The sequence below is a fragment of the Aquabacterium sp. genome (genome assembly GCF_021768455.1).
Lineage (GTDB): Bacteria > Pseudomonadota > Gammaproteobacteria > Burkholderiales > Burkholderiaceae_C > Aquabacterium.
Map to the genome: position 1 here is coordinate 1 of NZ_JAIZVX010000076.1, position 19806 is coordinate 19806.

17 protein-coding genes are annotated in these 19806 nt (G+C 67.9%); 9 read left to right on the forward strand and 8 right to left on the reverse strand.

Features of this window, described 5'->3' with window-relative positions:
• Nucleotides 1-387: 387 nt before the first annotated feature.
• Nucleotides 388-1194, forward strand: a complete 807-nt coding sequence (locus QZ994_RS11320) for a 16S rRNA (uracil(1498)-N(3))-methyltransferase (RefSeq protein ID WP_367172296.1) — start codon at nucleotides 388-390, stop codon at nucleotides 1192-1194.
• A 36-nt stretch (nucleotides 1195-1230) separates the two neighbouring features.
• Here QZ994_RS11320 and QZ994_RS11325 read toward each other — a convergent pair whose 3' ends face one another.
• The 4 genes from QZ994_RS11325 to lptA all read right to left on the reverse strand — a co-directional run bounded on the left by QZ994_RS11325 (nucleotide 1231) and on the right by lptA (nucleotide 6472).
• A complete protein-coding gene (locus tag QZ994_RS11325; protein WP_367172294.1) occupies nucleotides 1231-3174 on the reverse strand; it encodes a THUMP domain-containing protein in 1944 nt (647 codons plus the stop codon).
• A 283-nt stretch (nucleotides 3175-3457) separates the two neighbouring features.
• Nucleotides 3458-5005: an RNA polymerase factor sigma-54 gene (locus QZ994_RS11330; protein ID WP_290871542.1), complete on the reverse strand. Its 1548-nt coding sequence runs from the start codon at nucleotides 5003-5005 to the stop codon at nucleotides 3458-3460.
• 14 nt (nucleotides 5006-5019) lie between these two features.
• Nucleotides 5020-5817 carry an LPS export ABC transporter ATP-binding protein gene (lptB, locus tag QZ994_RS11335; protein WP_290871543.1) on the reverse strand — a complete coding sequence of 266 codons (798 nt, stop codon included), beginning with the start codon at nucleotides 5815-5817 and terminating at the stop codon, nucleotides 5020-5022.
• A 1-nt stretch (nucleotide 5818) separates the two neighbouring features.
• Nucleotides 5819-6472, reverse strand: a complete 654-nt coding sequence (gene lptA, locus QZ994_RS11340) for a lipopolysaccharide transport periplasmic protein LptA (protein ID WP_290871544.1) — start codon at nucleotides 6470-6472, stop codon at nucleotides 5819-5821.
• A 127-nt stretch (nucleotides 6473-6599) separates the two neighbouring features.
• Between lptA and QZ994_RS11345 the strand changes: the two genes are divergently transcribed.
• Complete coding sequence (locus QZ994_RS11345) at nucleotides 6600-7034, forward strand: YidB family protein (protein WP_290871545.1); 435 nt, start codon at nucleotides 6600-6602, stop codon at nucleotides 7032-7034.
• A gap of 98 nt (nucleotides 7035-7132) precedes the next feature.
• Here the strand turns inward: QZ994_RS11345 and QZ994_RS11350 are convergent, their stop codons facing one another.
• Genes QZ994_RS11350 through argS form a run of 3 tightly spaced genes read right to left on the reverse strand, consistent with a single transcriptional unit; the run spans nucleotide 7133 to nucleotide 10238 of the window.
• Nucleotides 7133-7789: a thiol:disulfide interchange protein DsbA/DsbL gene (locus QZ994_RS11350; protein ID WP_290871546.1), complete on the reverse strand. Its 657-nt coding sequence runs from the start codon at nucleotides 7787-7789 to the stop codon at nucleotides 7133-7135.
• Between the two features lie 59 nt (nucleotides 7790-7848).
• Nucleotides 7849-8517 (reverse strand): SPOR domain-containing protein, encoded by a 669-nt coding sequence (locus QZ994_RS11355; protein ID WP_367172295.1) that lies wholly within the window; start codon nucleotides 8515-8517, stop codon nucleotides 7849-7851.
• Between the two features lie 29 nt (nucleotides 8518-8546).
• On the reverse strand, nucleotides 8547-10238 hold the full coding sequence (gene argS, locus QZ994_RS11360; protein WP_290871547.1) for an arginine--tRNA ligase: 1692 nt from the start codon (nucleotides 10236-10238) through the stop codon (nucleotides 8547-8549).
• Between the two features lie 164 nt (nucleotides 10239-10402).
• Here argS and QZ994_RS11365 point away from each other — a divergent pair, with 164 nt between their 5' ends.
• Both QZ994_RS11365 and QZ994_RS11370 read left to right on the forward strand, forming a co-directional pair.
• Entirely contained in the window at nucleotides 10403-11743 is a 1341-nt protein-coding gene (locus QZ994_RS11365) for a serine/threonine-protein kinase (RefSeq protein ID WP_290871548.1), read from the forward strand.
• 140 nt (nucleotides 11744-11883) lie between these two features.
• Nucleotides 11884-12165 carry a hypothetical protein gene (locus tag QZ994_RS11370; protein WP_290871549.1) on the forward strand — a complete coding sequence of 94 codons (282 nt, stop codon included), beginning with the start codon at nucleotides 11884-11886 and terminating at the stop codon, nucleotides 12163-12165.
• Between the two features lie 32 nt (nucleotides 12166-12197).
• Here QZ994_RS11370 and QZ994_RS11375 read toward each other — a convergent pair whose 3' ends face one another.
• Nucleotides 12198-13115 carry a LysR family transcriptional regulator gene (locus QZ994_RS11375; RefSeq protein WP_290871550.1) on the reverse strand — a complete coding sequence of 306 codons (918 nt, stop codon included), beginning with the start codon at nucleotides 13113-13115 and terminating at the stop codon, nucleotides 12198-12200.
• 93 nt (nucleotides 13116-13208) lie between these two features.
• On the opposite strand from QZ994_RS11375, the gene QZ994_RS11380 reads away from it, so the two are divergent.
• The 5 genes from QZ994_RS11380 to QZ994_RS11400 all read left to right on the forward strand — a co-directional run.
• A complete protein-coding gene (locus tag QZ994_RS11380; protein WP_290871551.1) occupies nucleotides 13209-13922 on the forward strand; it encodes a haloacid dehalogenase type II in 714 nt (237 codons plus the stop codon).
• A 2-nt stretch (nucleotides 13923-13924) separates the two neighbouring features.
• On the forward strand, nucleotides 13925-16117 hold the full coding sequence (locus tag QZ994_RS11385) for a malate synthase G (protein WP_290871552.1): 2193 nt from the start codon (nucleotides 13925-13927) through the stop codon (nucleotides 16115-16117).
• A gap of 262 nt (nucleotides 16118-16379) precedes the next feature.
• Complete coding sequence (locus tag QZ994_RS11390; RefSeq protein ID WP_290871553.1) at nucleotides 16380-16745, forward strand: hypothetical protein; 366 nt, start codon at nucleotides 16380-16382, stop codon at nucleotides 16743-16745.
• 35 nt (nucleotides 16746-16780) lie between these two features.
• Nucleotides 16781-18640 carry a DUF4105 domain-containing protein gene (locus QZ994_RS11395; protein WP_290871554.1) on the forward strand — a complete coding sequence of 620 codons (1860 nt, stop codon included), beginning with the start codon at nucleotides 16781-16783 and terminating at the stop codon, nucleotides 18638-18640.
• Nucleotides 18641-18774: 134 nt separating this feature from the next.
• Nucleotides 18775-19806: DUF4331 domain-containing protein (locus QZ994_RS11400; protein ID WP_290871555.1), on the forward strand; the 1032-nt coding region annotated here is incomplete at its 3' end.

Consider the following 19806-nt stretch of genomic DNA (forward strand, 5'->3'; position numbering starts at 1 on the left):
TCTTTCTTCCGTGAGCATTTGGTCGTAAAGACCAGGCCTCTTCGGCCTTCGCTTCACTTGCCCAAACACCCACGCTTATCGGCTGTTAATTTTTAAAGATCGTTTCGCTTACTTGCTGCGTCGTTTATTGTCGGCGTCAGCAGCGAAGAACGCAATTATGGCACTGTTTTGACGGGGTGCGCAATAGCCTGACGCAAAAAAGTCAAAAATCTTTCATCGAGGCGTCTCGTGCGCAGGCTTCACCCAGGGAGAACAAGGAAGCGGCAGGGCGCAGACGCCGCTGTGCGCACCAGGATGCGCGATGAGTCGCCGCGCGAGAGGCAGAGGGCAGCAGCCGATAATCGCGCAGAGAAGGCCGGGGGCTCCGGTCGTGCGCAAAGGCTTGAGGTGCTGCCAAGGTTTCATGTGGGTCCCGAACTGGGCCTGTCGCCAGGGTTGGCGTGCGCGTTGCCCGACGGGGCGGCGCGCCACGTGCAGGTGCTGCGGATGCAGCCGGGTGCGGTCGTGCATCTGTTTGACGGTGCAGGGCGAACGTGGGAGGCCACCGTGACGGAGATGGGCCGCAAGGTGGTGACGGTCGAGGTGGGGGCGGCGGTGGCGAACGACCGCGAACTGCCGGTCGAGGTGACGCTGGCCATGGGCATGCCGGCAAACGACCGGATGGACGCCCTGGTCGAAAAGGCGGCAGAGCTCGGTGTCGGGGTGATCCAGCCTTTGGTGTGCGAACGTTCGGTGCTGCGCCTGGATGGGGAGCGCGCGGCGAAGAAGGTGGCGCACTGGCAGGCGGTGGCGGTGGCGGCGTGCGAGCAGAGTGGCCGCGCGGTGGTGCCGACGGTGCGGCCGGTGAGCTCGCTGGCCAGTTGGCTGAGCTCGGAAGGCGGCGCGGCACTGGGGGGTGTCCACCGGGGCGTGCTGAGCCTGCGCGAGGCCGTATCGGTTCAGGACTGGCTGGACCAGGCCGATGCCGTCACGAATGAGCCGGCATCGCAAGGCGGGGTGCAGGCCTGCGCGGACAAAGGCCAAAGGCGGCGCTTTGTCTTCCTCAGTGGGCCGGAGGGAGGCCTGTCGCCTCAAGAGGAAAGCGCCGCCCTGGGTGCGGGCTGGTCGGCGGTGAGCCTGGGCCGGCGGGTGCTGCGGGCTGACACGGCGCCATTGGCTGTGCTGAGTGTGATTGGCGCACGCTACGAGCGCTGAGGCCGGCCCGCAGGAAGGGAAGCCCCCGGCGTCGGCTCAGTTGCGGGCGTCGGGCGAGGCGGCATCCGCGCCGGAGATGGGTTGAGCACCCTGCTCCGCTGCGGGCTGCGGGCGCTTGTGGCTGCCCGCCACCAGATCGAAGCGGAAAAGACGGCACTCGATGGGGCCGTTGAAGAGCACGACGCGGCGGCTTTCCTTCAGGCGCATGGCGCCGGGCAACTTCATGTCGGGGCTGAGGATCCAGGCGGTCCAGCCGGTGTGGGTCTTTTTCCAGTGGGCTGAAAGGCGCTGGAAGAAGGTGGCGGCCTCTTCGTTGCCTTCGAACTGCTCGCGGCCCGTGCGCAGGCCCTGGGCGCCAGGGCTCGCGATGGCGTCACCCTGATGGCCATCGAAACCCTCGCGACCGTCGCCCTCATGACCGAAGCCACGGGCCTGCTCGTCGCGGGCTCGGTAGGCGTCGCGGACGGAGCCCTTGGTGTCGATGCGCTCGCCGTAAGGGGGGTTGAACATGAGCACGCCGCGGGCTTCGGGCGCTGGGCGCTGAAGGGCGTCGGCGGTCTTGAACTGGATGGCGTGGAGGACCCCGGCCCGCTCGGCGTTGCGGGTGGCGAAATCGGTCATGCGGAAGGAGACGTCGCCGGCGTAGATGGGGACCTGCGGGGCGCGCTGGCGGGCGCGGGCGGCCTGCTTGATGTCGTGCCAGGCGTTGAGGCGCGGACGGAAGGGCAGCAGGCGCTCGAAGGCGAAGCGGCGCATGAGGCCGGGCGCGATGTCGCAGGCGATCTGGGCGGCCTCGATGGGAATGGTGCCGGCGCCGCAGCAGGGGTCGAGCAAGGCGCCGTCTTCAGGGCGACCTTGCCAGCCGGCGGCGGCGATCATGGCGGCGGCCAGGGTCTCTTTCAGCGGGGCCTCGCCGGTGTCTTCGCGCCAGCCGCGCTTGAAGAGGGCCTCGCCGGAGGTGTCCACGTAGAGGGTGGCTTCCATGTCGTCCATGTAGAGGACGAGGCCGAGGTCGGGGAAGCGGGTGTCGACGCTGGGGCGTTCGCCGGTGCGTTCGCGCAGGTCGTCGCAGACGCCATCCTTGATGCGCAGTGCGGCAAAGTTCAGGCTTTGCAGGTGGCTGCGGCGCGAGGTGACGTCGACGCGCAGGGTGTGCTGGGGCGTGATCCAGTCGGACCAGTTGACCATGCGGGCCAGGGCGTAGATGTCGTCTTCGTGGCGGTAGACGCGGGAGGCGACGCGCCAGAGCACGCGCTGGGCCAGGCGGCTCTCGAGGTTGAGGCGCATGGCGGCATCGAGCAGGGCGGCACGGCGGGACTCGGGCGTGGTGGCGCTGGCAGGGGCCCGGACTTCGATGCCGCCGCGGGATTCGATGACCTCGGCGGCGCCAGCGAGCACGCGCAGCGCCTCTTCGGCGAGCAGGCTTTCGACGCCGGCGGCGCAGTTCAGGTAGAGGCCCAGGGGCCGGTCGGATGAGAGCACCGGGCCGGCGGGCGGCACCGGCAGGATGCGGGGCGCCTGGGCGGCATAGGGTGCGGGGCGGCGGGGTTCGCTGCGGAAATCGCCGCGAAACTCGTTGCGGGCGTCAGTGCCGCCTTCAAAGCGGGCGCCGGGTCGGTTGTCTGGGCGGTGGCCCGGGCGGCGCTCGCGGTCGACGGGGTAACGCCGGGCGGCATCGGGCGCGTCGGACCAGGGCTGGCGCGGCGCGCGGTGATCGGGGAGGTCGCCCGGGCCACGGTCGGCAGCACGCCCGGCATCGGATCGTGCGGCCTCCACCCGCTGCGGGCGTGGCGCGGCAGGGGCCTGGCTGGCAACCGGGGCTTGTTCGGCCTGTCGCGCCTGGGCCTTGGCGCGGCGCTCGGCCGCACCCGGGCGCGGCGGGGCCACGGCCTCATCGGCAGAAGCAGGCGGCAGGGCAAACCAGTCCGCGCCGGGGCGTGCAGCAGGGGCCTTGGGGCGGCGGGGTGGCTTGGTGGACATGCGAACAGACCTTTGTGAAAAAGAACAGGTGGACCGCCTGAGACGGGCCACGGAGAAAACGGGAACAGCCCCTGAAGGGGCGGAAAGCGGGGACCTGCGCGGCACAAGACCGCGTCTTCGACCCGCCCATCAGCACGGGTCGGGCGCGCAGGCTGGCCGGCTGCGGCGCTGCATCCGGGCGAACGCACCTGGCGCATCCAGCCGGGATTCTCGCCGGGAACGGGCGCTTGTGCACGGCACAAAGACGCGGGCCGACGGCCTCAGCCCTGACGAGCAGACCGCCTCAGAGCTCCTTGCGGAGGTTGGCGGGGGCGATCTTGAGGGCTTCGCGGTACTTGGCCACGGTGCGGCGCGCGACCTGGATGCCCTGCTCTTCCAGCATGTTGGAGAGCTGGCTGTCGGACAGGGGCTTCTTGGGGTCTTCGGCGGCGACCAGCTGCTTGATGAGCGCACGCACGGCCGTGCTGGAGGCGTTGCCACCGGCCTCGGTGTTGAGCGAGGAGCCGAAAAAGTACTTCAGCTCGAAGGTGCCGAAGGGCGTGTTCATGTACTTGGCCGTGGTCACCCGCGAGATGGTGGACTCGTGCAGGCCGAGCTCATCGGCGATCTCGCGCAGCACCAGCGGCTTCATGGCGATTTCGCCATGGGTGAAGAAGTTCTTCTGGCGGTCGACGATGGCCTGCGACACGCGCAGGATGGTGTCGAAGCGTTGCTGGATGTTCTTGACGAACCAGCGGGCCTCTTGCAGGCGGGAACTGAGCGCCGTGTGGCTTTCAGTGGCCGCCGTGCCGCGGGGCGAGCGCGTGGAGCGCAAGGCCTGGGCGTAGAGGTCGTTGATGCGCAGCTTGGGCATCACATCGGGGTTGAGCACAACCTTCCAGTTGCGACCGGACTTCTGCACGATGACGTCGGGCACGATGATGTTGGCCTCGGCCCGCGTGAAAGCCCGGCCCGGCTTGGGCTCCAGGCTCACGATGAGGGATTGGGCTTCTTTCAGCAGGGCCTCGTCGGCACTGGTGGCGGCCATCAGCTTCTTGGTGTCGCGACGGGCCAGCAGCTCCAGGTGGTGCTGGCAGATCAGGATGGCGACGTCGCGAACCTCGTCCTTCGGCAAGGTGTTGAGCTGCAGGATGAGGCACTCGGACAGGCTGGAGGCCCCCACGCCCACGGGCTCCATGTGCTGCAGCCAGCTCAGGCCGCAACGCAGGCGGGAGAGGATTTCGTCGAGCGCTTCTTCGTCTTCCTCGTCGTTGCCGGTGGGCAGGACCAGGCTGGTGGCGATGTCTTCCAGGGTGTCGGCCAGGTAGCCGTCTTCGTTGAGGGATTCGATGAGGATCTCGACGGCGGCCATGTCCTGCGCGCTCAGGCGGGTGCCGAGCAACTGCTGGCGCAGGTGCTCCTGCAGGCTGATGGACACGCTGTTGCGCTCCATCGGGTCGTAGTCGTCATCGTCGTTCTGGCGGGACGGGGTTTCGCGGATGCCGTCGAAGTCGTCGCGTTCGGTGCCGTTTTCCCAGTCATCGCGCTCGGTGGCGCCGGCCTCGGCCGTGTCGATGGGGGCGGTTTCGGCTTCGGCGGCGCCGCCTTCACGGTCGGCGCCATGCTCTTCGCTGCTGTTGCTGTCGTTGCGCTGGCGCTCGAACTCGGCGGTCGCGGCCGTCTCCAGCGGGGTGAACTCTTCTTCGGGCTCCAGGAAGGGGTTCATCTCCAGCATCTGCTCGACTTCCTGATGAAGTTCGAGGGTGGAGAGCTGCAACAAACGGATCGACTGTTGCAGCTGGGGCGTGAGCGCCAGGTGCTGGGAAAGCCGGAACTGCAAAGAAGGCTTCATGGCGGCCGGCTCGCTTACATGCGGAAGTGCTCGCCGAGGTAGACCTTGCGGACGTCGGCGTTGTGGATGATGTCGGACGGGCGGCCCTCGGCCAGCACCCGGCCTTCGCTGATGATGTAGGCGCGGTCGCAGATGCCCAGCGTTTCGCGCACGTTGTGGTCGGTGATGAGCACGCCGATGCCACGCGCCTTGAGAAAGCTGATGATGCGCTGGATCTCGATGACGGCGATCGGGTCGACGCCGGCAAAGGGCTCGTCGAGCAGGATGAACCGGGGCTCGGTGGCCAGGGCGCGGGCGATCTCGACGCGGCGGCGCTCACCGCCCGACAAGGCCATGGACGGGCTGGTGCGCAGCTTCTCGATGCTGAGGTCGCGCAGGAGGGCGTTGAGACGCTCTTCGATGGCCGCCTTGCTCAGTCGCTTGCCGCGGGCATCGACCTGGAGCTCGAGCACGGCGCGGATGTTGTCTTCCACATTGAGCTGCCGGAAGATCGACGCTTCCTGGGGCAGGTAGCTCAGACCCAGGCGCGAACGCTGGTGAATGGGCAGCTTTTCGACGCGCTGCCCGTCGATGTCGATCTGGCCGGCGTCGGCCCGGACCAGGCCCACGATCATGTAGAAGCTGGTGGTCTTGCCGGCGCCATTGGGGCCCAGCAGGCCCACCACCTCGCCGGCCCCCACGGCCACATGCACGTCGTGCACCACGGTGCGGGCGCCATAGCGCTTCTTGAGGCCTTCGGCGCGCAGCTGGCTGCCACCGACGTGGACGCTGCCCGAGGTGGTGGGGGCAAACTGGCTCAGCGGCGTGTCCATCTCAGCGGCCTCCCTCAGGGACGGCTGCACCTTCGGTGGTGGCGCGCGGCGTGATCACCCCGCGAACCCGGCCCTTGGCGGGCGCACCGGTGGCGCCAGCGGGGGCGGCACTGCCCAGCACCTGGAAAACGGCTGTCTTGTTGTCGTAGAGGATGGCCTGGCCGGTCACCTCGTCGGTCACCAGCTTGCCCTTGAGGCGGCGCATGATGGCCCGGCCGCTGAAGTGCACGGTGTCGGCCTTGCCGTCGTAGACGACACGCTCGGCTTCGCCTTCAATGGACTCGTCCACCCCTTCGCGCTTTTGCCTGAAGTAGGCACGGCCGGCGTTGCCGCCGATGGCCGTGGCCGTCTGGCTGCCGTCGGGGTTCTGCTTGACCTCGACCCGGTCCGATCGGACCACCATGCTGCCTTTGGTGATTTCGACGTTCCCGGTGAGAATGTTGAGACGCTGGGCGTCGTCCACACGGGCGGCATCGGCGGCGAAATTGAGCGGCTGGTTGCGGTCGGCCTTTTCGGCGTGTGCGGGCAGCAGGCTCGACGCCAGGGAGAGGCCGCAGGCCAGCACGACCCTGACACTCGCACCCGACAACCGGGACGACGAAGAGGGGCGCACAGGGCGGAACGCGGCGAGGGAGAAACCAGAGGTAGACAGCATCATCGGCATGAATTTTGCATTCATTTTAGCCACGAAGCAACGCCCACTCAGGCTGCCTCATGCGAATTCCGCGCAACGCCATCGGTTGATCACTTGACGAAACGGCCAAAGTGCCAAGGAGAAAAGCATGGGATTGTTCGACAGCGTGCTCGGTGCCGCACAACAGGCGCTTGGCGCCCAGCAAGGGGCCTCGCAAGGAAGCCCGGATTTGATGCAGCTGGCCATCGGCCTGCTCGGCAATCAGGGCGGACAAGGCGGCCTGGCATCGCTGGTTCAGGCCTTCGAGCAAGGCGGCCTGGGCTCGGTGGTGCAATCGTGGATCGGCACCGGCGCCAACCTGCCGGTGTCGGCCGAGCAGTTGCAGGCGGTGCTGGGCTCGGAGAAGGTCAGCGCCCTGGCCGCGCAGGTGGGCCTGAATCCGGCCGACCTGAGCCAGCAGCTGTCGGGCATCCTGCCCGGTCTGGTCGACCAGTTGACGCCCCATGGCACGCTGCCTCAGGACGGCGGCCTGGGTTCGCTGGCCCAGCTGGCCACCCAGTTCCTGGGCGGCATGAAGGGCTGAGGCCCTCGCCGCGAGCCATGAAAAAGGGGCGCCCTGGAGCGCCCCTTGTCCTGTCTGGCCTGGCCGCGCCGCGTGAAGGGCACGGCCGGTGCGACCGCTCACTTGGCCTTGCGGGCCTTGTTGATCAGGAAGTCGGTCGTGGCCAGGGCCTTTTCGGGCGTGGCGTTGAGCGAGACCGAGGTGTAGTACTGGCCTGCGATGCCCAGTGCGGGCACGCCATCGATCTTGTAGGCGTCCATCAGGCTGCGGGCCTGCTTGGCCTTGGTTTGCACCGAGAAGGAGTCGTAGACGCCCATGAACTTGGCCTTGTCGACGCCCTGCTTGGCGACGAAATCGGCGATGAGCTCGGGCTTGTCGAGCTTGAGGCCCTCTTCGTGGATGGCGTGGAAGACCTTGGCGTGCAGCTGCGGCACCAGGCCCAGGCCCTCGATGGCGAAGTACAGGCGCTGGTGGGCGCCGAAGGGGTTTTCGCGGAAGGCCACCGGCACGCGGCGGAAGGCCACATCGGCCGGGAGCTTGGCGGCCCAGGCGGCCAGGTAGGGCTCGAAGTGGTTGCAGTGCGGGCAGCCGTACCAGAAGAACTCGACCACCTCGACCTTGCCGGCCGGGGCGCTGGTGGGGGCGGGCTGGCCCAGCTTCACATAGTTGGTGCCTTCGACCGGGCCACCTTGGGCCAGGGCCAGCTCGGGCAGGGCAAGGCCCAGGCCCAGCCCCAGGGCACCCAGGGATTGGATCGAAAACTCGCGGCGGTTCATGGAACGTCCTTTCGGTGATGCGGCAGGGGCGCGGGGCGGCGCCTCAGAGGAGCAAAGGCTTACTTCTGGATGCGGACCAGGGCGGACTCGATGCCTGCGCCCTGCAACTTGCTGCGGGCCTCATCGGCCTGCTCGCGCTGGGCGAAGGGACCGAGGCGAACCCGGTACATGGTGCGGCCGTTGACCTCGCGCTCCTGGATGCGGGCCTCCAGACCCAGCATGCCCAGCTTGGCGCGCTGTTGTTCGGCTTCGGCCTGGCTGCCATAGGCACCGGCCTGCACCTGGTAGGTCAACGCGTCAGACGCCGGGGCGGTGGACACGGCCTCGCCATTGAGGATGGCGGCCGGGTTGCGCGCGCTGGAGGCCGCGGAGGCGGCGGCCTTTGCGGCCGATGCCGCCTTGGAGGCCGCAGAGGCCGCGACGGGGGGCGCCACGGGCGCCTCCTTCACGGGCGCCGCGACCGGCTCGGCGGCATCGGAGGCGGGCTGTTCGACCACCACGGCGCGGGGCTTGCCCGGGTTCTTGCCGTAGAGCGGGCTGTTCGGGTCCCAGTTCTTGTTGTGCTCGGCTTCGGCCGCGTCCTGCTCGGCGGTGCGCTGGGGCACCTTGTCGATGAAGGGCAGCGGCACCTTGGTGATGTAGAGCGCCACGCCCAGCGCCAGCGCCAGGCCAATCAGCAGGCCCACGATCATGCCGAGGAAGAAGCCCCCGCGTTGCGATGTCTTCAAGATCAGATCCTTTGTGGCGAGCCGCGGGCTCACATTTTTTCAGGGGCACTCACACCCAACAGGGCCAGGCCGTTGCGCAGCACCTGGGCGGTGGCGCTCAGCAGGGCCAGGCGGGCACGGCCGAGTTCGACATCGTCGACCAGGAAACGTTCCGCAGCGTAGTAGCTGTGGAAGGCGCCCGCCAGATCGCGCAGGTAGAAGGCCACGTCGTGCGGGGCCAGGCCCTGGGCGGCGGCGGCCAGCATGCCGGGAAACTCGGCCAGCTTGCTCATCAGCGAGAGTTCGGTGGGCGCCACCAGCAGGTTCAGCTTGGCGGCGCTCAGGCTGGCGAGGTCGCCCCCCTTTTCGGCGAACTGGGCGCGCACCGAGCAGATGCGGGCGTGGGCGTACTGGACGTAGAACACGGGGTTCTCGTCGTTCTGCTTCAGGGCCAGGTCGACGTCGAAGGTGAACTCGGTGTCGGCCTTGCGGCTGATGAGGAAGAAGCGGACGGCGTCCTTGCTGGTCCACTCGATGAGGTCGCGCAGGGTGACGTAGGAGCCGGCACGCTTGGAGATCTTGACCTCCTCGCCGTTCTTCATCACGGTGACCATCTTGTGGAGCACGTAGTCGGGCCAGCCCACGGGGATGCCGACACCGGCGGCCTGCAGGCCCGCGCGCACACGGGCGATGGTGCCGTGGTGGTCGGAGCCCTGGATGTTGACGACCTGCTGGAAGCCACGCTCCCACTTGGCGATGTGGTAGGCCACGTCAGGCACGAAGTAGGTGTAGCCGCCGTCGGTCTTGCGCATGACGCGGTCTTTGTCGTCACCGTAGTCGGTGCTGCGCAGCCACAGGGCGCCGCCCTCTTCGAAGGTCTTGCCGGCGTCTTTCAGCTTTTGCACGGCCGCCTCAACCCGGCCCGAGGTGTAGAGGCTGGATTCAAGGTAGTAGTTGTCGAAACGGACACCGAAGGCCTTCAGGTCCAGATCCTGTTCGTGGCGCAGGTAGGCGACGGCGAACTGGCGGATGCTGTCGAGGTCGTCGATGTCGCCCGAGGCGGTGAACTCGCGGTCGTCGGCCTTGACGGTGGCCTTGGCCAAAAAGGCCTCGGCGATGTCGGCGATGTAATCGCCGTTGTAGGCCGATTCGGGCCACTCGGCGTCGCCGGGCTTGAAGCCCTTGAGGCGCGCCTGGGTGGAGTTGGCCAAAGTGGCGATCTGCACACCGGCGTCGTTGTAATAGAACTCGCGGGTGACGCCCAGGCCCTGGGTTTCGAACAGGTTGCACAGGGCATCGCCCAGGGCGCCCTGGCGGCCGTGGCCCACGTGCAGTGGGCCGGTGGGGTTGGCGGAGACGAACTCGACCAGCACCTTGCGCTCGACCGGGGGCTGCCAGCCGAACTTGTCGCCGGCGGCGAACACGTCGGCCACGATGGCCTGCTTGGCTTCGGGCTTGAGGCGCAGGTTGATGAAGCCGGGGCCGGCGATCTCGATGGGCAGCTGCACCCACTGCTGCACCGCGGGCTGGGCTTCGAGCGCCGCCACCAGGGCGGTCGCGAGCTCGCGCGGGTTCTTTTTCAGGGGTTTGGCCAGCTGCATGGCGGCGGTGACGGCCAGGTCACCGTGGGCCGCCTGCTTGGGGGCCTCGAAAACAGGGGCGAAGGACGCGGCGGCGTCGGGCGCGACATGGCGCAGGGCTTCACCCAGGGCAGACAGGAGGGCGGCTTTGGCTTGGATCATCCCCGGATTCTACGAGGCCCGCCCTGCCCTCACGGGGCTGGCGGCGATCTGCCAAGAAATGCACACTTTACAAAGGGCTTATCGGCCCACGACCGCGCCTGGATCGGCGCAAGATGGCGGCATTGACAGGCAGGGGCACGGTGTGGCCCCCAGATCGGACACCCATGGGCGGCATCGACATCGACCTGGAAGCGGGCCAGCAGATTGGCAAGTACCGCGTCCTCAAGAAGCTGGGCGAAGGCGCCACCAGCGAGGTCTTCCTGTGCCGCGATGATTTCCATGAGCGCGAGGTCGCCATCAAGCGGGTGCGGGCTTCGGCCCTGGGCGATGCCGTGGACGGGCCGGTGTACGCACGCTTTTTTGCAGCCGAAGCCGCCCTGGTGGGCCGCCTGCAGCACCCGAACGTGGTCCAGATCTTCGACGCCGTGGCCGACCCCGGCTCGCCCTATGTGGTGATGGAGTACGTGCCCGGCACGACGCTGCGCCCCTACTGCCGACCCGACCAGCTGCTGCCGCTGGAGCTGATCGTGGAAATCGGCTTCAAGTGCGCCATGGCCCTGGGCTATGTCTACCGCCAGGGCCTGATCCACCGGGATGTGAAGCCGGCCAACATCCTGGCCATCACCAACGCGAGCGGCCAGATCACGGATGTGAAGATCAGCGACTTCGGCAGCGTGCTGAACCTGGCGGCCGAGTCGACCCAGGTGCACCAGGTGGGCTCGCTGGCCTACATGTCGCCCGAGCAGCTCGATGGCGCGGTGCCCGATTGCCGCGCCGACATCTACGGCCTGGGCGCCGTGCTCTACCACCTGATCGCCGGGCGACCGCCTTTCGAGGCCAGCTCGCAGGCGGTGCTGATGAACCAGATCTACAACGTGATGCCGACCTCGTTGTCTGGCATGCGCGCCGGGGTGGACGAGGCCGTGGACGCCGTGGTGATGAAGGCCCTGGCCAAGAACCCGAACGACCGCTACCCCAACTGGGATGCCTTTGCGCAGGCGCTCTCGGGCCTGATCGCCGAGCACAAGGTGCCGCGGGGTCATATCCAAGGCGTGCTGGACTCGGAGCGCTTCAACCTGCTGCGCTCGCTGGACTTCTTCAGCAACTTTGGCGACGTGGAACTCTGGGAGGTGGTGCACCGCGCCAAGTGGCAGCGCTTTTCTTTCGGGCACGCGCTGTACCGCCGGGGCGAAGAAGGGCGCACCTTCCACATCATTGCCCAGGGCAGCGTGGAGGTGTATCGCAATGCCAAGCGCGTGGCCCTGCTGGGCGCGGGGACCTCGGTGGGCGAGATGGCCTACCTGGCGCCCAGCCCCGAGCTACGCCGCCACAGCACCGACGTGGTGGTGACCGAGCCGGTGACCACCATCTCCTTCACGCCGGAGGTGATGCAGCAGCTCACGCCGGCCTGCCGCCACCTGTTTGACGAGTCCTTCATCCGGGTGCTGGTGCGGCGCCTGCACGCGGCCCACGAGGCCCTGGCCCACCCCCGAAGGATCATGTGATGGCCTGCGGTGGCCGCTGATTCAGGGGCTGGCCGCACCGATTGACGTGACAGGGTGCACGGATTGTCGTCCGGCTGCGTTATGGTGGGACACGGCCCCATGTGCGAGGGCCGCCCCACATCCTTTGAAGGAGCTTTGACATGCGTGCACTGATTGCCTCTGTGACCCTGGCCCTCTTGTCGACCCTGGCCCACGCCGAAACCGCCTGCGAGGCCAAGGCGGCCGAGAAGAAGCTGGCCGGTGCGGCCAAGAGCAGCTTCGTCAAGAAGTGCGAGAAGGACAGCGGTGGTGGCGCCGGTGCCGCTTGCGCCGCCAAGGCCGTGGACAAGAACGGCAAGCCCCTGGCGGGCGCCGCCAAGGCCAGCTTCGTCAAGAAGTGCGAAAAGGACGCTGCCGCCCCGGCCGCTGCCGCTTCCAAGTAAGTGGCCGCCCCAGCTGGCCGGCAACCCGCCGGTCAGCGCTGCCCGGCCCGGGCCCAGTAACCCGGGTCACCGAAGCTGTGCTTGAGGAAATCGATCCACAGGCGCACACGCAGCGGCAGGTGCCGCGCACTCGGGAACACGGCGTAGATGCCGTTGGGCGGCGAGGCAAAGCCGTCGAGCACGCTCACCAGGCGGCCGGCGGCGATGTCGTTCTGCACCTCCCAGGTGCTGCGCCAGGCGATGCCCTGCCCTTGCAGGCACCATTCGTGGAGCACCTGCCCGTCGCTGCAATCCAGCCGGGCGCTGGGCCGCAGGTGCACCACCTCCCCCTCCACCTCGAAGGCCCAGCCGCGGGTCTGGCTTGCGTCCGAACTGAGCGTCAGGCAGGCGTGGCGCGCCAGCTCGTTCGGGTGCGTGGGCGCACCGGCACGGCGCAGGTAGTCGGGCGTGGCGACGCACAGGCGGCGGTTGTCGGCCAGGCGCACGCTGACCAGGCTGGAATCCGGCAGGTCACCCACGCGCACCGCGCAGTCAAAGCCCTCGTTGACGATGTCGACCACGCGGTCGGAGAGGTTGAGCGAGAGGCTCACATCGGGGTGCTGCGCCAGGAAGGCGGGCACCAGGGGCGCCACATGCCGCCGCCCGAAGCCCGCCGGCCCGGTGACGCGCAAGTGGCCGCTGGCCTTGACACCGCCCTCGGAGACGCTGGCCTCGGCGTTGTTGAAATCGGCGATGAGGCGCTGGCAGTCTTCCAGGAAGGCGCTGCCCTCGTGGGTGAGCGCGATGCGGCGCGTGGTGCGCAAGAGGAGCTTGACGCCCAGGCGAGCCTCCAGCGCGTCCATGCGGCGGCCAATGACGGCTGGGGCCACGCCTTCGGCCTGGGCTGCGGCGGTGAGGCTGCCCTTGGCGGCCACGGCGGCGAAGGTTTCGATCTGTTTGAGGCGGTCCATGGGCGGTGCGGCGCGTCACTTGTGCGTAAAAGTCATGAATCCATGGATTTCAACGCGGCTAATGCACACCCGAGTATCGAATAAATTGAGGGCATGGACAAGAAGCCCGCTCCGCGCGCCGTGCTCTTCGATGCATACGGCACCCTGTTCGACGTGTACAGCGTCGGGCTGACGGCCGAGCAGCTGTTTCCGGGTGCGGGCGACCGGCTGGGCCGCCTGTGGCGCAGCCTGCAGATCGACTACACCCGGCTCGCCTCCATGGGCGGGGCCTACCAGCCCTTCTGGGACCTGACCCGGGCCGCGCTGCAGGCCGCTGCCGAGCAACTGGGCCTGAGCCTGAGCGCCGAGGCCGAAGCGCAGCTGATGAACCAGTACCGCCACCTCTCGGCCTTCCCTGAAAACCGTGCGGTGCTGCAGGCCTTGAAGGCGCGCGGCATCCCCACCGCCATCCTCTCCAACGGGGATCCGGAGATGCTGGCCATCGCCGTGCGCAGCGCCGGTTTCGGCGAGCTGCTCGACCACGTGCTCAGCGTGCATGCCACGCGGCGCTACAAGACCGATCCGGCAGCCTACCAGGTGGGGGTTGACGCCCTGGGCCTCCCGGCCCGCGATATGCTTTTCGTCTCCAGCAACGGCTGGGATGCGATCGGCGCGACCTGGTTCGGCTACCAGACCCTCTGGGTCAACCGCACGGGCACCCCATTGGAGCGCCTGGGCACCACCCCGCACCACCAGGGGCAGACGCTGCGCGATGTGCTGCCCCTGATCGATTCCCTTTCTTCTCACCATCATCAACAACGAGGTTGACCATGACCGCACGCACCACCGTCCACGGCCTCCAGGTGGCCACCGAACTGTTCCGCTTCATCGAAGACCAGGTGCTGCCCGGCACCGGCGTGGACAGCGCCAGGTTCTGGGCCGGCTTCGACGCCATCGTGGCCGACCTGGCCCCCAAGAACGCCGCCCTGCTGGCCGAGCGCGACCGCATCCAGACCGAGATGGACCAGTGGCACACAGCCCACCCCGGCCCCATCACCGACATGCCTGCGTACCGCGCCTTCCTGGAGAAGATCGGCTACACCGTGCCCGTGCCGGCCGACGTGAAGGTCACGACCTCGAACGTGGACGCCGAGCTGGCCACGCAGGCCGGCCCGCAGCTGGTGGTGCCCATCCTCAACGCCCGCTACGCCCTGAACGCCGCCAACGCCCGCTGGGGCAGCCTGTACGACGCCCTGTACGGCACCGATGCCATCCCCGAGACCGATGGCGCCGACAAGGGCAAAGGCTACAACCCCGTGCGTGGCGCCAAGGTGATCGCCTGGGCCCGTGACTTCCTGGACCAATCCGCCCCGCTGGAAAGCGGCTCGCACAAGGCCTCGACCGGCTACAGCGTGGTCGGCGGCAAGCTGGTGGTGAGCCTGGTCGGCGGGCAGACCACGGGCCTGAAGAACCCGGCCCAGTTCGTCGGCTTCCAGGGTGATGCGGCCAAGCCTTCGAGCGTGCTGCTGGTCAACAACGGCCTGCACATCGACATCGTCATCAACGCCACCACCGCCATCGGCCAGTCTGACGCCGCCGGCGTGGCCGACGTGGTGCTGGAATCGGCCCTGTCCACCATCCTGGACCTGGAAGACTCCGTGGCCGCCGTGGACGCCGAAGACAAGGTGCTGGGCTACCGCAACTGGCTGGGCATCCAGCTGGGCACACTGACCGAAGAAGTGGCCAAGGGCGGCAAGACCTTCACCCGCAAGCTCAACGCCGACCGCGTCTACACCGCCCCGAACGGTGGCGAAGTGAAGCTGCACGGCCGTTCGCTGATGTTCGTGCGCAATGTGGGCCACCTGATGACCAACCCGGCCATCCTGTGGGGCACAGACCAGAAAGAGATCCCCGAAGGCATCATGGACGCCGTGGTGACCACCACCATCGCCCTGCACGACCTGCAAGGCCGTGGCGCGATCGACGGCCAGGCCATCCGCAACTCGCGCCAGGGCTCGGTCTACATCGTCAAGCCCAAGATGCACGGCCCGGCTGAAGTGGCCTTTGCCGCCGAACTGTTCACCCGTGTGGAGCAGCTGCTGGGCTTGCCCGACAGCACCGTGAAGCTGGGCATCATGGACGAAGAGCGCCGCACCAGCGCCAACCTGAAGGCCTGCATCGCCGCCGCCCAGAGCCGCGTGGCCTTCATCAACACCGGCTTCCTGGACCGCACCGGCGACGAGATGCACACCGCCATGCTGGCCGGCCCGATGATGCGCAAGGGCGACATCAAGGGCAGCGACTGGATCGCCGCCTACGAGCGCCGCAACGTGCTGATCGGTCTGGAGTGTGGCCTGCGGGGCCGCGCCCAGATCGGCAAGGGCATGTGGGCCATGCCCGACCTGATGGCCGAGATGCTCAAGCAGAAGATCGGTCACCCCAAGGCCGGCGCCAACACCGCCTGGACGCCCTCGCCCACCGCCGCCACGCTGCACGCCACGCATTACCACCAGGTGAACGTGGCCGCCGTGCAGGCCGAGATCGAAGCCTCGGGCGAAGCGCCGCAAGCCCTGATGGACAAGCTGCTGACCATCCCGGTGGCGGCCCAGGCCAACTGGTCGGACGCTGAAAAGCAGCAAGAGGTCGACAACAACATCCAGGGCATCCTGGGTTATGTGGTGCGCTGGGTGGACCAGGGCGTGGGCTGCTCGAAGGTGCCCGACATCCACAACATCGGCCTGATGGAAGACCGCGCCACGCTGCGCATCTCCAGCCAGCACGTGGCCAACTGGCTGCACCATGGTGTGGTGACGGAAAGCCTGGTGCGCGACAGCTTTGCCCGCATGGCCGCCGTGGTGGACGGCCAGAACGCCGGTGACGCCGCCTACAAGAGCCTGGTGGCCAACCCGAACGGCGCCGCCTTTCAGGCCGCGCTCGACCTGGTCTTCCAGGGCAAGGCCCAGCCCTCGGGCTACACCGAGCCCCTGCTGCACGCCTGGCGTTTGAAGGTCAAGGCGGCCTGATCGAAGCACCCTGCGGGGTGCTTTTTTCATGGGGCGGGCTCAAGGTGACATGACCGTGAAAGCCCCATCGGCCATTCGGAGGAGGCCTCCGCGCCGTCGGCGTGTCTTGGCCCCACAGCGTTTACTTTTGCACGCAACCCAGAAACATCCAGACATAAACTCTGCGCGCATCACCCGCGGACTGCCTCGGGACGACAGCGTCAACCAGTGATCGCTGTGGGTGATGCCGCGCTTCAACCCCCGACACCGACGAAAGAGTTCGATGAAAAAACTGGCCCTGACCGCTGCCCTGACCAGCCTGATCCTGATGACCGGCTGCTCGACCATCTTCAACGAGAAGACCCAGACGGTGAACGTCACCGCCTCGAATGGCAAGAGCATCAAGGGTGTGGTCGACGGCACGCCGTTCCAGACGCCGGGCGCCGTGTCGGTGCTGCGCACCAAGAACCCCAAGATCTTCAACGTGGAAGCGGAAGGTTGCGCCAAGCAGACCACCGTGGACAGCGCGATCGACGTCAAGTTCTTCGGCAACATCATCACTGGCGGCGTGCTGGGTTCGACCACCGACTACTCCACCGACAAGATGTGGAAGTACGCCGACAACGTGACCATCGTCTGCACGCAGTGATGCCACGCTCGCTTCGGCGGCAAGGAGAAAGCGGCTTGCGGGCCGCTTTTTTTTCGCTGGCACGCAGGCTCCTGGGCGCCGGGCTGCTCGGTCTCGGCATGGGTGCGATGGCCCAGACGCCAGCCGTGGTGACGTGGACGGCCGAGGCCGACGCCCGCAACCTGGATGCCGAACCCGGCTGGCAGGCCCTGCTGCACCTGAAGCACGGCACCCCGCAGATCCCGGATCCGGCCTTCCTGCTCAGCCACACGGCGTTTTCGCCCAGGGCCGAGTTGCACGCCACACTGGCCGCGCTCGATGGCCCCGACGGTGCCCAGATGGTCTGCCGCTTCCCGGCGCGATACCTGTGGCTGCGCCAGGCCCTGGCCTTGCCCGCCTTGCCGCTCGACGCCTGCCCGCAGTGGGCCGAGCTCCAACGCCAGGCGCCCGCCGAGCGCATCAGCCTGGTCTTCGCCTCGGAAAACCTGGCCCAGCCCTCGAGCATGATGGGGCACCTGTTCCTGAAGGTGGATGGCCGACGGGAGAACGGGGCCGAGGTCTCGCACGCCATCGCCTTCTTCACGGACACGGCCACGCTGAACCTGCCCAAGCTGCTCTTCGACAGCATCGTGGTGGGCAAGCCCGGCTACTTTGTGCTGAAGCCTTACCAGGAGGAGGCACAGCAGTACGCGCTCACCGAGCAGCGCTCCCTGTGGGAATACTCGCTGCAACTGGACGCCACCCAGCGCCGCCTGCTGCAAGCGCACCTGCTGGAGCTGAGGCCGGCGCACATCACCTATTTTTTCCACCGCTACAACTGCGCCACCCTGGTCAGGCACATCCTGGGCGTGGCCCATCCCGCCATCCTGCAGGACGACGATGCCCCGCTGAGCACGCCCCGCAGCGTCGTGCGCCAGGCCCATGAGGCCGGACTGGTCGCCAGCAGCACCGTGATCACGCCAGCGCGCTGGCAGGTGCGGGCCCTGGGCGACAGCCTGCCGCCCGAGGTGACCGAGCGGGTGCGCCAGGCCGTCGAGGCGCGAGACACCGATCTGGGTCTGGCACCGGTCGGCACAGGCCAGGACGCCGACACGCCCGCCTTCCTGGCCCTGTCGCTGGCCCGGGCCTACAACACCTACCTGATCGGCACCCAGCGGGTGGCTGCGGGCCCGGCCCAGGCCTATGGGCAGGCCCTGGCGCGCCAGCAGGCCGAGCGGCACCCCGGCATGGCGCTGGAACTCGGCGAAGACAAGAACCCCGCCCAGGCCCCGCGTGAAGGTCAGCTCAGCCTGGGCTGGCGGGTGCAGGGTCGCACGCACCAGTGGCGCCTGGGCCTCATGCCGGTGTCCCACACCCTGGTGGACGACAACCGCCGCCTGATGAGCGAAAGCGCCTTGCGGCTGTTCGACAGCGCCTGGCTGGTCGACGCCGACAGCGGCCGCGTCAGGCTGGACCACTTCACGCTCTACGCGGTGGAGTCCTACCTGCCCCACGACCCGCTGACGGGTGGCTGGTCAGGCCGCTTCCGCATTGCCGTGGCGGCACAGGACCAGCTCCGCCACCCCGATGCGCGGGCCCCGCTGATCGAAGGTGCGGCCGGCAAGACCCTGAGGCTGGCGCCCGACGTCGATGCCCACGCGCTGCTGGGTGCGGGCTGGGGTTGGCGCCACGGGGGCTACGCCTACCTGCAGCCCCAGGTGGGCCTGATCGTGCGCGAGGTCTGGGACATGAAAACCGTGCTCACCTGGCGCCGCACCACGCGCCCCCTGGGCGAAGCCCTGCCCGGTCGCGCCTTGGAACTCAGCCAGGCCAAGGTGCTGGGCCCACGCCAGAGCCTCGTGCTCGGGTGGCAGCGCACCTGGCAACAGGGCCGCTCGGCCGACCAGGGCCAGCTGGTTTTCAAGCAGCTCTTCTGAGCGAGCTGACATCTTTTTGATCGGCTTGCGCATCCACCGCACCGGTGGCTGCGTAAGTGGGTGACAGGACGGCATGGCAGCCCGCCGCGTCCAACGGCCCTTCACCCACTCCCCGCGAGTCAGGAGACGATCTCATGTTCAGCGCCACCCCCTTCACCCCGCGTCTGGCCCTCCTGGCCACCGCCTGCGCCCTGTGCGCCGCCACCGTCCCGGCCCAGGCCTCCAGCCACCGCGAGGCGCCATTCATCACGACCTCGCCCAAGGTCGACGCCAGCGACTTCTACCTCTTCAACAGCTACGAAACCGGTCGCAGCGGCTATGTCACGGTCATCGCCAACTACCAGCCCCTGCAGGATGCCTACGGTGGCCCCAACTACTTCCAGATGGACCCCAGTGCGCTGTACGAAGTCCACATCGACAACACCGGCGACGCCAAGGAAGACCTGACCTTCCAGTTCCGCTTCACCCACAACCTGCGCAACATCAAGGGCGTGGATGCCGCCAGCGCGGCCAACAGCATCCCCCTGATCGCCGCCGGTGGCGTGAGCGCTGTGCGCGACGCCGCCCTCAACGTGGTCGAGACCTATGAACTTGGCCTGGTCCGAGGCGACCGCCGCACCGGCAGCCGCAGCAGCGTGGGCACCTTCACCAAACCGCTGGACTACGTCGGCGTGAAGACCCTGGGTTCGCCCAGCGCCTACGAAACCTATGCCCAGCAGCACATCGCCGAGTTCAGCGTACCGGGTTGCACCAGCACCAAGAAGGCCAAGGTGTTCGTGGGCCAGCGCCAGGACGGCTTCGCCGTGAACCTGGGCACCATCTTCGACCTGGTCAATGCCGATGTCGGCACGCTCACCTCCGCCCGCGGGGACGGCACCGCCAACGCCCTGGCCGACAAGAACGTGACGACCTTGGCGCTGGAACTGCCCGTGGAATGCGTGACCGGCACCGGCAACGGCGTGATCGGGGGCTGGACCACAGCCAGCCTGCCCCAGGCCCGCGTGCTGAGCGCCAAACCCAAAAGCGGCCTGATGACCACGGCGGCCTCGGGTGGCGCCTGGGTGCAGGTGTCTCGCCTGGGCATGCCCCTGGTCAACGAGGTGGTGATCGGCATGAAGGACAAGGATCGTTTCAACGCCACACAGCCCCACAACGACGCCCAATTC